Here is a 13,378-nt window from a genome sequence, read left to right as displayed (position 1 = left end):
AGAGGCTTTCAACGATGCCGTTACGGACCCTTGAGACCTGGCCCCACGGCGCAATCATGCTGGACGCAGAACACACGCGTTTTGCCTTGTGGGCGCCAGATGCGTTTTACGTCAGTGTCGAACTGGAAGATGGACAATCCTTGCCGCTACTGCCTCAGGCTGATGGCTGGTTCGTGATCAAGACCCGTTGCACGGCGGGTACGCGTTACCGCTACAACATCGATGGCGAGCTGGAAGTGCCGGACCCGGCCTCCCGCGCGCAGGCCGGCGATATCGGCGACCACAGCGTGGTGGTCGATCCACTCGCCTATCAGTGGCAGAACAGCGCCTGGACCGGCCGCCCCTGGAACGAGGCGGTCATCTACGAATTGCATGTCGGTGCGCTCGGCGGCTTCAGTGAAGTCGAGAAGCACCTGGCGCGCCTCGTTGATCTGGGCATCACCGCGATCGAGCTGATGCCGCTGGCGCAGTTCCCCGGCGATCGCAACTGGGGTTACGACGGGGTTCTGCCCTACGCGCCCCAATCGTCCTATGGCACTCCCGAACAACTTAAACACCTGATCGACACCGCCCACGGCCATGGCCTGGCGGTGATTCTCGACGTGGTCTACAACCACTTCGGCCCGGACGGCAATTACCTGCATCACTACGCCAAGGGTTTTTTTCGCGAAGACAAGCACACGCCTTGGGGCGCGGCCATCGATTTCCGGCGCCGAGAAGTGCGGGACTTTTTTATCGACAATGCGCTGATGTGGTTGCTGGAATACCGCTTCGATGGTCTGCGCCTGGATGCCGTGCACGCCATTGAGAGCCCGGACTTTCTTCAGGAACTGGCGCAGACGGTTCGCGAGCAAACCAACCCGGCGCGGCACGTCTGGCTGACGGTCGAGAACGAACACAACCAGGCCAGCCTGCTGGAGGAAGGATTCGACGCGCAGTGGAACGATGACGGCCACAACGCCTTGCACGTTTTGCTGACCGGTGAAACCGACGCCTACTACGCCGACTATGCCGACAACCCCACGGAAAAACTGGCGCGCTGCCTGAGCCAGGGCTTCGTGTTTCAGGGCCACGTGACCCGCCACGGGACAACCCGGGGCGAGCCCAGCGGTCACCTGCCGCCCAGCGCGTTCGTGCTGTTTTTGCAGAACCATGACCAGATCGGCAACCGTGCCTTCGGCGAACGCTTGCATCAACTGGCTCCCCTCGAAGCCCTGAAAGCGGCGACCGCGCTGTTGCTGCTGTCGCCGATGATCCCTCTGATGTTCATGGGCGACGAATTCGCGGCCGAAGAGCCGTTCCTGTTCTTTACCAGCCATCACGGTGAACTGGCGGAGCTGGTCCGCGAAGGGCGACGGAATGAATTCGCGGCCTTCAGCGCCTTTGCCGATCCTCATAGACGCGAACAGATCCCCGATCCGAACGCGCCACAGACCTTTGAAGCGTCGCGGCCAAAACTGACCGCCACCCGGCAATCGGCCATGCAGGGGCTGTATCACCAACTGCTGCGGATTCGCCACGACCACATCATCCCCCACCTGCCGGGCGCTCAAGCCCTGGGTGCCGAGGTGTTGGGCGAAGGTGCAGTGACAGCGCGCTGGCGACTGGGCAATGGCCGTCAGCTGCGCATTGACCTGAACCTCAGCGACAAGCCAGTGGTCCACTCCCCACAGGCCGACGCCAGGTTGTTGTTCGAAACGCCGCCTCAGTCAGCCGGCCTGTTGGAACAGGGCACCCTTGCCCCGTATTGCGCGCTAGTCAGCCTCACGGCCGCAGCCCCTTGCTACCCCCGGATGGAGAGCGCCAATGAGTGATGCGCAATTGGAAATACTGGCCGGCCGTGCCGGTTTGGCAGTCGACTGGATCGACGCCAACGGCCGCCCGCAGAAAGTCGCCCCCTCGGTATTGCGCAATGTCCTGATCGGACTCGGCCACCCGGCCAGCACCGCACAGGAAATTGACGCCAGCCTCCTGCAATTGCAGGAGGTGCAACAGACCCGGCATCTGCCGCCGCTCATTACCGCCGATTTCGGCGTCAGCCTCGACCTGGCGCATTTCTTTGAACCGGAATCGCCGTGCGAGATCCACCTTGAAGATGGCTCACGACTCAACCTGAAACTGGACGCCGAGGCCCAACTGCCCGGCCTGGTTCCGGTCGGGTATCAGCACGTCAGCATCGACGGACAATCATTTACCCTGGCCGTGGCACCGGCGCGCTGCTACAGCGTCGGCGATGCCGTCGACAGTCCGATCCCGCGCACCTGGGGCCTCAGCGTGCAGTTGTACTCGCTGCGTCGCGCCGGCGATGGCGGGTTCGGCGATACCCAGGCGCTGGAAGACCTCGCTCGAGTGGCCGGCGAACGCGGTGCCGAGGCGCTGGCGATCAGTCCGCTCCACGCGATGTTTGGCAGCGACACCCAACGCTACAGCCCGTATTCACCATCCAGCCGGTTGTTTCTCAACAGCCTCTACGCTGCGCCGGGCGCTATTCTCGGTGAGCGCGCGTGGCGTGCCGCGATAGACGCCACCGGCCTCGCTGCCGAACTGCAACACCTGGAAGAACAGCCGCTGATTGACTGGCCCGTGGCCGCCGAAGCCAAGCATCGTTTGCTGCAAGCCTTGTATGAGGGCTTCGTCCAGGGCGAACACCCGTTGCATGCCGATTTCAGCAGTTTCCGCCACGCGGCCGGTGAGGCTCTGGAAAACCACTGCCGCTTCGAAGCCATACAAGAAGCGCGCGCCGCCAAGGGTGAAACCCTCGACTGGCGCGAGTGGCCGGAACAATGGCGCGACCCGCGCAGCGCCGCCCTCGCCGAATTTGCCGAAGAGAACGCCGGTCGCATTGGCTTCTTCGCATTCAGCCAATGGCTGATCACCCGTTGCCTGGAGCGCGCACAAACCGCCGCCCGCAGCGCGGGGATGAGCATTGGGCTGATCGCTGATCTGGCGGTGGGTGCCGACGGCGGTGGCAGTCAGGCGTGGAGTCGCCAGGACGAACTGCTCGCCTCACTGACGGTGGGAGCGCCACCGGACATTCTCAACCGCACCGGCCAGGGCTGGGGCATTTCCGCATTCTCTCCTGAAGGCCTGGTGCGCAACGGCTTTCGCGCTTTCATCGAAATGCTCCGGGCCAATTTCGCCCACGCCGGCGGCTTGCGCATTGATCACGTCATGGGCCTGCAACGGCTGTGGGTGATCCCCAATGGCTCGCCGCCCGCCGACGGCGCCTACCTGTATTACCCGGTGGACGACCTGCTGCGCCTGCTCAGCCTTGAATCCCATCGCCATCAGGCGATCGTACTGGGCGAAGACCTCGGGACGGTGGCCGATGGTCTGCGGGAAAAACTCATCGCCCGGTCGATCCTCGGCATGCGCGTGCTGCTGTTTGAACAGGACAACGCGCACTTCAAATCGATTCTCGACTGGCCGGACAACGCCCTCGCGACCACCAGCACCCATGACCTGCCGACGCTCAATGGCTGGTGGCATGGCCGTGACATCGACTGGAACGCCCGATTGGGCCTGGTCGATGCCACGGGTGAAATCGAATGGCGCCATCACCGTGAGCGCGAGCGTGAAGGCCTGCGTCGCGTGCTGAGCGAGGACCCGCAGAACTTCCGCGAAGAATCCTATGAGACGGACCAGATACTGGACGCGGCGGTACGCTTTCTCGGGCATACGCGGGCACCGCTGGTGTTGCTGCCACTGGAAGATGCCCTGGGCATCGAACAACAGGCCAACCTGCCCGGCACCATCGACACGCACCCCAACTGGTCGCGGCGCTTGCCGGGCAGCAGTGAAGCGCTGCTCGATGACCCGGACGCCTCGCGGCGCCTGGAATTGCTCGCCTGCGCGCGACTTCAGGCTGGCGAGCGTGACCAATGAATCAGTCAATACAACCGCTGCCGCTTCGCGCGTCGTTGCGCCTGCAATTCCATAAAGGCTTCACGCTGGATCAAGCCGTGCCGTTGGTGCCGTACTTTGCCAGCCTGGGCATCAGCCACGTCTATGCCTCGCCACTGCTTGCTGCCCGCGCCGGTTCAATGCACGGGTACGACGTGGTGGACCCGACCACGGTCAACCCTGAGCTGGGCGGCGAAGCGGCCCTGCGCCGCCTGGTTGCGGCCCTGCGCGAACACAAGATGGGGCTGATCCTCGACATCGTCTCCAACCACATGGCCGTCGGTGGTAGTGATAACCCTTGGTGGCTGGATTTGCTGGAGTGGGGACGCCTGAGCCCTTACGGCGAGTTTTTCGACATTCAATGGCACTCACCCGACCCGCTGATGGAGGGCCAGTTGCTGCTGCCTTTCCTCGGCAGCGATTACGGCGTCGCCTTGCAAGACGGCACCCTGCCCTTGCGCTTTGATGCACAACGCGGTGCGTTTTATGTCGAGCACTACGAGCATCACTTCCCGATCTGCCCGTCGAGCTACGGTGAACTGCTGCGAACCGACGACGAGCAACTCAAGTTTCTCGCCGACCGTTTCAGTGCTTTGAGCTACCAGACCGACTCGCACAGCCTGGCGCAACCGCTGAAGGCAGAGCTGCGCGAACTGGCCAGTGACCCTGCGATCCTGCAGTGCATTCAGCAGAATCTCAGTGCCTACGATTCGCTGACGCCCGATGGTTTTAAGCGGCTGCACAACCTGCTCGAACGCCAAAGCTATCGGCTGGCCAGTTGGCGCACGGCGGCGGATGACATCAATTGGCGGCGTTTTTTCGATGTCAACGAATTGGGCGGCCTGCGGGTCGAACGCCCCGCCGTGTTCGAAGCGACCCACGCGAAAATCTTCGAGTTGGTGGCTGAAGGCCTGGTCGACGGTCTGCGCATCGACCACATCGACGGCCTCGCCGACCCGCGTGGCTACTGCCGCAAACTACGGCGTCGGGTCGATACCCTGTCGCCCGACCGGCACCTGCCGATTTACGTGGAGAAGATTCTCGGTGAAGGTGAAACCCTGCACCGCGACTGGTCGGTGGACGGCACCACCGGGTACGAATTCATGAACCAGATGTCGTTGCTGCAGCACGATCCCGAGGGTGAAAAGGTTCTGGGTGAACTGTGGAATCGCTTCAGCGAACGACCCGCCGACTTCCGTCAGGAAGCGCAATTGGCGCGCCAGCAGATTCTCAACGGCTCCTTGGCCGGTGATTTCGAGAGTGTGGCCCAGGCGTTGCTGCAAGTGGCTCGGGACGATCTGATGACCCGCGACCTGACCTTGGGCGCGATCCGTCGGGCGTTGCAGGAACTGATCGTGCATTTCCCGGTGTACCGCACCTACATCAGCCCGCGTGGCCGTTCTGCCGAAGACGATGTGTTTTTCCAGCAGGCCATGGACGGTGCCCGGCAGACCCTCGGCGAGGCCGATTGGCCGGTGCTCGATTGCCTGGCCGGTTGGCTCGGCGGTGAGCCGTGGCGCAAACGCCCGGTGGGTCGTCAGCGCAAGATCCTCAAGCATGCCTGTGTGCGGTTCCAGCAACTGACTTCACCCGCCGCAGCCAAGGCCGTGGAAGACACCGCGTTCTATCGCTCAGCGGTGCTGCTGTCACGCAATGATGTGGGCTTCAGCACCGAGCAATTCAGTGCGCCGGTCGCCGATTTCCATGCCGTCTGCATCAATCGCCTGGAGCAGTTTCCGGACAACCTGCTGGCCACCGCCACCCACGACCACAAACGCGGCGAAGACACCCGCGCGCGGTTGGCGGTGTTGAGTGAACGCAGCACCTGGTACGCCGAGCAGGTCCCGCTGTGGCGGACACTTGCCCGGCCCCTGCGTGAAGACGACCAGATGCCCTCGGCGGGCGATGAATTGATCCTGTATCAAGCGCTCCTCGGCAGCTGGCCACTCGACTTGCACGGTTACGATCAACCGGCGCTGGAGAACTACACTCAACGGGTGTGGCAGTGGCAACAAAAAGCCTTGCGTGAAGCCAAATTGCAAAGCAGCTGGAGCGCGCCGAACGAGGCTTACGAAAACGCCGTTCAGCAATTCCTGCAACGCTTGCTGCTCAGCCCTGAAGGCGAGCTCTTGTGCACCGCACTCAGCAAAGCCGCCAAGAGCATCGCCGTCCCCGGTGCCCTCAACGGGTTGGCGCAAACCTTGCTGCGCATGACCGTGCCGGGGATCCCGGACCTCTACCAGGGCAACGAGTACTGGGACTTCTCGCTAGTGGACCCGGACAACCGCCGGCCGGTGGATTACGTGAGCCGCCAACAGGCGATGCAGGTGCCGTTGAATCTGCCTGACCTGTTGACCAACTGGCGTGACGGGCACATCAAGCAAACCCTGATCAAGCAGGTGTTGAACCTGCGGGCCGAGCATGCGGAGCTGTTTCGACGAGGGACGTATCAAGCCCTTGAGGTCGTGGGCAGCCAGGCTCACCGAGTGCTGGCCTTTGCTCGCGAACATCAGGGAAAACGGGCCATCGTGATCGTACCGATTCGATGCGCCCCGCTGCTGGAAAACAGTGCCGAACCCTGGGTTGACGCGCTGCGCTGGGGCGATACACGGGTGAAATTACCGTTCACCGCCTCCGAGGAAAATCTGAAGGGACTTTTCTCGAGCACCGCAGTCACACACCACAGGGAGCTGAACATCAGCGCCGCGCTGGGGGATTTCCCGGTCAATCTCTTTATTCAAACGTTTACCCAAGCTTGAGTTCAGTTCAGGAGTATTGCGATGAGTACCGACGATAAACGCGTTCGCGAATTTGCCTATCAAATCTGGGAATCGGAAGGTAAGCCTGAGGGCCAGGACGCCCGGCATTGGGAGATGGCGCGCAAGCTGGCTGAAGCCGAAGCCCTGGCCCCCAAAAAATTGCCCAAGGCTGCCGGCAGTAAAACGGTTGCCAAGCCTGCTGTGGCCAAAGCCAATGGCAAGGTGCCCGAGCCGAAAGCCAAGGCCAAGCCTGCAGCGGCTTCAAAGGTAATTCCGCCCGGCGAAAAAGCTGCCGAGAAGAAGCCTAAAGCAGCGCGCAAACCACCTGCTGTCTGACGCTTCACTATCGCGTCCTGATTGACCTCGTGGCCAGCCCCCTGGCCACCGTGGGCTTGCTCGCCCACGAAAAACCTGTAGGAGCGAGGCTTGCCCGCGAAGGCGGCATGTCAGTCGATTCAACTGTGACTGAAACACCGCCTTCGCGGGCAAGCCTCGCTCCTACAAAGAATCCCCTTTTTGCAGGAGCATCTATGTCCAATCCAAAGAAAGCCGCGCCAGAACCTCACGCCGAGGCCTCGCGAATCCGTGAAGGCTTGCCCTTCCCGCTGGGTGCGACCTGGGATGGTCTGGGGGTCAACTTTGCCTTGTTTTCCGCCAACGCCACCAAAGTCGAACTGTGCATCTTCGACGATGCCGGCGAGGTCGAACTCGAACGTATCGAACTGCCGGAATACACCGACGAGATCTACCACGGCTATTTGCCCGACGCCCACCCAGGGCTGATTTACGGCTACCGTGTCTATGGCCCATACGACCCGGCCAACGGTCATCGTTTCAACCACAACAAACTGCTGATCGACCCCTATGCAAAACAACTGGTCGGCCAGCTGAAATGGTCCGAAGCGTTGTTCGGCTACACCATCGGGCATCCTGACGCCGATTTGAGTTTCGATGAACGCGACAGCGCACCGTTTGTCCCCAAGTGCAAGGTGATCGACCCGGCTCACACCTGGGGCAACGACCATCGCGTCAGCGTGCCGTGGGACAAGACGATCATTTATGAAACCCATGTGCGCGGCATCAGCATGCGCCACCCTTCGGTCCCCGAGAACGTGCGTGGCACCTTCGCCGGGTTGATGGTCGATGACGTGCTGGAACACATTCGCAAGCTCGGGGTGTCGTCGGTGGAGTTGCTGCCGATCCACGCTTTCGTGAACGACCAGCACCTGCTGCACAAAGGCATGACCAATTACTGGGGCTACAACAGCATCGCCTTCTTTGCCCCGGACCCGCGTTACCTGGCCAGCGGCAAGATCGCCGAGTTCAAGGAGATGGTCGCGCACCTGCACGAAGCCAATCTGGAAGTGATCCTCGATGTGGTCTACAACCACACCGCCGAGGGCAACGAACAAGGCCCTACCCTGTCCATGCGCGGCATCGACAACGCCTCGTATTACCGCTTGATGCCTGATGACAAGCGTTACTACATCAACGATTCCGGCACCGGCAACACCCTCGATTTGAGTCACCCTTGCGTGCTGCAAATGGTCACCGACTCCCTGCGCTATTGGGCCACGGAAATGCACGTGGACGGTTTCCGCTTCGACCTGGCGACCATTCTCGGCCGCTACCATGAAGGCTTCGACGAACGTCACAGCTTCCTTGTGGCCTGCCGCCAGGACCCGGTGCTGCGCCAGGTGAAGATGATCGCCGAGCCATGGGATTGCGGCCCCGGCGGTTATCAGGTCGGCGGTTTTCCGCCGGGCTGGGTCGAGTGGAACGACAAGTTCCGCGACACCGTGCGCGCGTTCTGGAAAGGCGATGACGGCCAACTGGCCGACTTCGCCAGCCGCATGACGGCGTCCGGCGAGATGTTCAATCAGCGCGGCCGACGGCCCTATGCCTCGTTGAACTTCATCACCGCCCATGACGGTTTTACCCTCAATGACCTGGTGTCGTACAACGACAAGCACAACGAAGCCAACGACGAGAACAATCAGGACGGCAGCAATAACAACCTGTCCTGGAACCACGGCGTCGAAGGCCCGACTGACGATCCGGAAATCAATGAACTGCGTCAGCGGCAAATGCGCAATTTCTTCGCCACGCTGCTGCTGTCCCAAGGCACCCCGATGCTGGTGGCCGGCGACGAGTTCGCCCGGACCCAGGAAGGCAACAACAACGCCTATTGCCAGGACAGCGACATCGGCTGGGTCAATTGGGACCTGAGCGAAGACGGCAAGGCCCTGCTCAAGTTCGTCAAGCGCCTGATCAAGTTGCGCCTGGCCTATCCGATCCTGCGTCGCGGACGCTTCCTGGTGGGCAATTACAACGAGGACATCGGCGTCAAGGACGTGACCTGGCTCGCCCCGGATGGCAGTGAAATGTCCACCGAGCAGTGGGAAGAACCGCACGGCCGCTGCCTCGGCATGTTGATGGACGGCCGCGCCCAGGAAACCGGTATCCGCCGCAAGGGCGGTAACGCAACCCTGTTGCTGGTGGTCAACGCGCACCACGACATCGTCAACTTCACCTTGCCGGAAGTGCCGGACGGCTATCACTGGACGTGCATGGTCGACACCAATCAACCGTCGATTCGCGGGCAGGAACGCTTCGAGTTCGGTCACGAGTACTCCGTCACCGGTCGTTCGCTGCTGCTGTTCGAATTGCAGCATGAGGAAGAAGAGTGAAATGGACCTTCAAGCGTTTCTCACTCGCCAGCCACCGGACTACGCCGATACTCAGGCGCTAGGCCGGTGCCTGCGGGCGTTGGTGGAGGCCGGGCTTGATCAGCTTCCGCTGCCAGGCAGTGGCCGGACACTGGAGCGATTCCAGCGATTGGCCGACGTCGGTGGGCATGACCTGGGGTTGTGCAAGTTGTACGAAGGCCATACCGATGCGCTGGCGATCATCCAGCAGTTGGGTGGCTCGCCGACACCGGGCAGCACGTGGGGGATGTGGGCCGCTGAACCGCCAAACGCCCGGGTGCGCGTCCGTCCGCAGGGACACATGGTCGAGTTGAACGGGCGCAAGGCCTGGTGCTCGGGCGCGGCGGTGTTGAGTCATGCGCTGCTCACGGCCTGGGATCAACAGGACTGCCAGCAATTGGTTGCGGTGGCGCTGGATCAACCCGGCGTGACCGTGACCGATCAAGGCTGGCAAGCGGTCGGCATGGGCGCCTCCGGCAGCGTCGAAGTGCTGTTCGAAGGCGCCGAAGGCCAAGCCATCGGTTCACCCGGCGATTACCTGAATCGGCCCGGTTTTTGGCAGGGCGGCATTGGCATTGCCGCCTGCTGGTACGGCGCGGCGCAAAGCATTGCCGAACGCCTGCGCAGCCATTGCGCGCACCATGAAGAACCCCACGCCCTCGCTCACCTCGGTGCCGTCGACAGTGCGCTGCATGCCGCCGCCGAGGTCTTGCGGGTCAGCGCGCTGATGATCGACGCCGCCCCGCGGGACGACGCCGAACTGCTGGCCCGGCGCGCCCGGGCGGTGGTGGAACACACCGCCGAACAGGTCATGTTGCATGTCGGCCACGCCCTCGGCGCGGGTCCCTACTGTAGGGATCGGCAGTTCGCCCGATTGATCGCCGACCTGCCGGTGTTCCTGCGCCAAAGCCACGCCGAACGGGACCTCGCCGCCCTCGGCCAAACCGTCATTACCGGAACATGGACGTTATGAAAACCAACCCTATCGTCGGCCAGGGCACGTCGCTTCATCGGTGGCAGACCTCCAGCCACCTGGCGCAGTTACCGGTGATCGATATCCTGAGCCTGGTGCCGGAAGGTGCCCGCGCAGTGATCATCGCTCCGCACCCGGATGACGAAGTGCTGGGCTGCGGCGGTTTCCTGCAATTGCTCGCCGACGCCGGTCGACCCTTGCAACTGATCTCGGTCACCGATGGCAGCGCCAGCCATCCCGGCTCCGAGCGCTGGCCGGTGGAGCGCCTGAGCGCGGTGCGGCCACAGGAATCGGTCGAAGCCTTGCGACGTCTCGGTGTGCCCCTGCACAGCCTGAAATGGCTGCGCGGTGGATTCAAGGACAGCCAGGTCGCTGATCGAGAAAGCGAGCTGAGCGAGTTCATCGAACGTCACTTGCACCCCAACGACGTGGTATTCACCACGTGGCGCGAGGACGGCCATTGCGACCACGAAGCCGTGGGCCGGGCCAGCGCCACAGCGGCAAGACGAGCGGGTGCGACCGTCTATGAATTGCCCGTGTGGACCTGGCACTGGGCGACACCTGAAGACAGTTTCGTGCCGTGGCACCGGGCGCGAAAAATTCTCCTGGCCCCGCACCTGGTCGCGCGCAAACGCCACGCGATCCACGCCTTTGCCAGCCAGTTGGAGGGTGACCCGCACATCGGCTTGCCGCCCGTGCTGGCGCCCTATGTGCTGGAACGGCTGCTGCAACCGTTCGAAGTGGTGTTTGTATGAGCGTCGACGACCGCTATTTCGACGGTCTGTTTGCCGGCAACGATGATCCCTGGTCGTTCCGTCAGCGCTGGTATGAACAGCGCAAACGCGCAATCACCCTCGCCGCACTGCCCCGCCCTCACTACCGGGCGATCTTTGAGCCCGGCTGCGCCAACGGCGAGTTGAGCTTTGAGCTGGCCAGCCGCTGCGATCGTCTGCTGTGTTGCGACACCGCCCCCGCAGCCGTGACGCTGGCTCGCACCCGACTCGGCCCGTTCGACCACGCCGAAGTCCGCCACAGCCGCTTGCCTGCCGATTGGCCGGACGAGAAATTCGACCTGATCGTGCTCAGCGAGATCGGCTACTACCTCGACGCCGATGATCTGAAACGCCTGATCGAACAGGCCGCACAATCGCTGACCGCCGACGGCCAACTGCTGGCCTGCCACTGGCGCCCGCCCATCGACGGCTGTCCGTTGAACGCCCGGCAAGTCCATGACTTGCTCCACGAACATTTGCATTTGCCGCGACTGGCCCTGCATCAGGAAGCGGATTTTCTACTGGAACTCTGGAGTCGTGAACCACGCTCCGTGGCGGCTCTGGAGGGCTTGCGATGATCGGCATTCTGATCCCCGCGCATAACGAAGAAGACTTGCTCGAAGACTGCCTTGAGGCGGCCCTGCTCGCCGCGCAACACGAGCGGCTGGGCGGTGAAACGGTCGAGGTATTGGTGGTGCTCGACAGTTGCACCGACCGGTCCTCGGAGATCGTCAGCGCCTATCCGGTGCACAGTCTGGCGATCGAGGCACGCAACGTCGGTCAGGCTCGCGCCGCCGGCGCACGGTTTCTGCTGGAGCGCGGGGCTCGCTGGATTTCCTGTTCCGATGCCGACAGCCGTGTGGCGCACGATTGGCTGGTGGCGCAACTGGCCCTCGACGTCGATGCGGTGTGCGGCACGGTTACGGTGGAGGCGTGGCACGAGGCGTTCGATGAGTCGGCTCAGATTCGCTATCACCAGCACTATCAGGCCCGCGAAGGTCATCGGCACATTCATGGAGCCAATCTGGGCATCAGTGCTGACGCCTATCAGCGCGCCGGCGGTTTCGAACCGCTGGCCTGTGACGAAGATGTGCAACTGGTGCGACAACTCGAACGCTGTGGCGCAAACATAGCCTGGAGCCATCGCCCGCAAGTGCTGACCAGTGCTCGGCTGGACAGTCGCGCACGCGGTGGTTTCGGCGATTATTTGCGAGACCTGGTACAGCCTGGTTAAAAAATACCGTCTCAGATGCCAGCACCACGCGACGAATAGCGAGACTTGAGCAATACTCTCCTCGCGGCAATCCAGGGTATGGAGCGCTGCACATTGCTCTCAAACAGAACAAGGACGTAGCCCGATGAAACCCGTTTCCCTCATCGAAAGCAGCTTGCCGGGACAGGTCTGGAACAGCGCCCGGCAACTGGACAACATCCCCGTCATCAACACCGAGACCCTGGTCCCCACTGGCGCGCGTGCCGTGGTCATTGCGCCGCATCCTGGCGATGAAGTGGTCATGTGTGGAGGCTTGCTTCAGCTCCTATCCTCGTTGGGTCATCCCCTGCAATTGATCTCGATCACCGATGGCAGCGCCAGCCATCCGGGCTCGCAACAGTGGTCAGAGAAACGCCTGAGTGTGTTTCGCGGCCAGGAAAGCGTCGAAGCCTTGCGCCGGCTCGGTTTGCCGATGCACAGCCTGAAGTGGATTCGCGGCGGCTTTACCGACAACGCCCTGGCCAAGCATGAAACCCAATTGACCCAATTCATCGCCCGTTATTTGCGCCCCGGCGATGTGGTGTTCACTACCTGGCGCGAAGACGGCACCTGCGATCATGACGCCGTCGGCCGCGCCAGCGCCAATGCGGCGAGCATGGTCGGCGCGACGATCAACGAACTGCCGGTCTGGGCCTGGCACTGGCCGACCCGAGATCAAGGACTCTTTCCCTGGCATCGTGCGCGCAAAGTACGCCTCGACACCTGGACCGTCGCGCGCAAAAGCCACGCCACCCACGCCTACGCCAGCCAGCTCGACGGCGAACCGGCCATCGGCATCGCGCCACTGCTGCCCCGGGTGATACTGGAGCGCATGCGTTTGCCCTATGAAGTTGTCTTTGTCTGACCCAATTCCCCATCCAACCCATCCCTGCGGGAGAGAGCCTGCTCGCGATATCGTTGGGGCAGTCGACATCAATGCTGGATGTCACTCCGCTATCGCGAGCAGGCTCGCTCCCACATGGAATGGGTGTCGCTCAAACTGAACTGCC

The 13,378-nt window shown here is 62.5% G+C and carries 10 protein-coding genes; all 10 read left to right on the top strand.

The features are described 5' to 3' along the window. The first annotated feature begins 14 nt into the window (after nt 1–14). The 10 genes from treZ (at nt 15) to HP062_RS03770 (ending at nt 13,233) form a co-directional block, all read left to right on the top strand. Nucleotides 15–1,814, top strand: a complete 1,800-nt coding sequence (treZ, locus tag HP062_RS03815) for a malto-oligosyltrehalose trehalohydrolase (protein ID WP_102593620.1) — start codon at nt 15–17, stop codon at nt 1,812–1,814. Next, nucleotides 1,807–3,885, top strand: a complete 2,079-nt coding sequence (malQ, locus tag HP062_RS03810; RefSeq protein ID WP_172790845.1) for a 4-alpha-glucanotransferase — start codon at nt 1,807–1,809, stop codon at nt 3,883–3,885. Before treZ ends, malQ begins: the two co-directional genes overlap by 8 nt. Further along, complete coding sequence (locus HP062_RS03805) at nt 3,882–6,662, top strand: malto-oligosyltrehalose synthase (RefSeq protein ID WP_172790844.1); 2,781 nt, start codon at nt 3,882–3,884, stop codon at nt 6,660–6,662. Before malQ ends, HP062_RS03805 begins: the two co-directional genes overlap by 4 nt. 21 nt (nt 6,663–6,683) lie before the next feature. Beyond that, the gene (locus HP062_RS03800) at nt 6,684–6,998 is read left to right on the top strand and encodes a DUF2934 domain-containing protein (RefSeq protein WP_083376845.1); all 315 of its coding nucleotides are present in this window, start codon (nt 6,684–6,686) and stop codon (nt 6,996–6,998) included. 194 nt (nt 6,999–7,192) lie between these two features. Further along, entirely contained in the window at nt 7,193–9,352 is a 2,160-nt protein-coding gene (gene glgX / locus HP062_RS03795) for a glycogen debranching protein GlgX (RefSeq protein ID WP_077749961.1), read from the top strand. 1 nt (nt 9,353) lies between these two features. Then, nucleotides 9,354–10,343 (top strand): acyl-CoA dehydrogenase, encoded by a 990-nt coding sequence (locus HP062_RS03790; RefSeq protein WP_172790843.1) that lies wholly within the window; start codon nt 9,354–9,356, stop codon nt 10,341–10,343. Beyond that, nucleotides 10,340–11,098, top strand: a complete 759-nt coding sequence (locus tag HP062_RS03785) for a PIG-L deacetylase family protein (RefSeq protein WP_172790842.1) — start codon at nt 10,340–10,342, stop codon at nt 11,096–11,098. The genes HP062_RS03790 and HP062_RS03785 overlap by 4 nt, the downstream gene beginning before the upstream one ends. After that, nucleotides 11,095–11,694: an SAM-dependent methyltransferase gene (locus HP062_RS03780; RefSeq protein WP_083376847.1), complete on the top strand. Its 600-nt coding sequence runs from the start codon at nt 11,095–11,097 to the stop codon at nt 11,692–11,694. Before HP062_RS03785 ends, HP062_RS03780 begins: the two co-directional genes overlap by 4 nt. Next, a complete protein-coding gene (locus HP062_RS03775) occupies nt 11,691–12,350 on the top strand; it encodes a glycosyltransferase family 2 protein (protein ID WP_010459942.1) in 660 nt (219 codons plus the stop codon). Before HP062_RS03780 ends, HP062_RS03775 begins: the two co-directional genes overlap by 4 nt. 124 nt (nt 12,351–12,474) lie before the next feature. Further along, the gene (locus HP062_RS03770; RefSeq protein ID WP_077749963.1) at nt 12,475–13,233 is read left to right on the top strand and encodes a PIG-L deacetylase family protein; all 759 of its coding nucleotides are present in this window, start codon (nt 12,475–12,477) and stop codon (nt 13,231–13,233) included. Nucleotides 13,234–13,378: the final 145 nt, after the last annotated feature.

It is taken from the genome of Pseudomonas sp. B14-6, assembly GCF_013260315.1.
In the GTDB taxonomy this organism is placed as follows: domain Bacteria; phylum Pseudomonadota; class Gammaproteobacteria; order Pseudomonadales; family Pseudomonadaceae; genus Aquipseudomonas; species Aquipseudomonas mandelii.
The sequence above is the reverse complement of the archived record's forward strand: the minus strand, read 5'-3'. Positions and strand labels throughout refer to the sequence as shown.